Here is a 318-nt window from a genome sequence, read left to right as displayed (position 1 = left end):
CCGTAAACTCAGCGATAAACGCTTCTATCGCCCGACTTTTCGCATGCACTTGACGAATCAAGAAATCCTCACTAAGCTGCTCAGCTATTCCCAAGAACTTAGAGAACATTACGAACTCTATCAATTACTGCTCTTTCACTTCCAAGAAAAACAGACTGAGCATTTCTTTGACCTGATCAATGAGACTCTGCCAAAGGTGAATCCTATCTTTCAGACGGTCTTTAGGACCTTTTTGAAAGACAAGGACATGATTATCAATGCTTTAGAGCTACCTTACTCAAATACCAAAATTGAAGCGACAAACAACCTCATCAAAGT

1 protein-coding gene is annotated in these 318 nt (G+C 40.3%); it reads left to right on the top strand.

Annotated elements, in window-relative coordinates; translation table 11 throughout:
* A partial coding sequence (locus EII23_RS12735) for a transposase (RefSeq protein ID WP_148091307.1) occupies positions 1-318 on the top strand: 318 nt, incomplete at both ends.

The organism is Desulfovibrio sp. OH1186_COT-070, from assembly GCF_003860215.1.
GTDB lineage: Bacteria > Desulfobacterota > Desulfovibrionia > Desulfovibrionales > Desulfovibrionaceae > Desulfovibrio.
The sequence above is the reverse complement of the archived record's forward strand: the minus strand, read 5'-3'. Positions and strand labels throughout refer to the sequence as shown.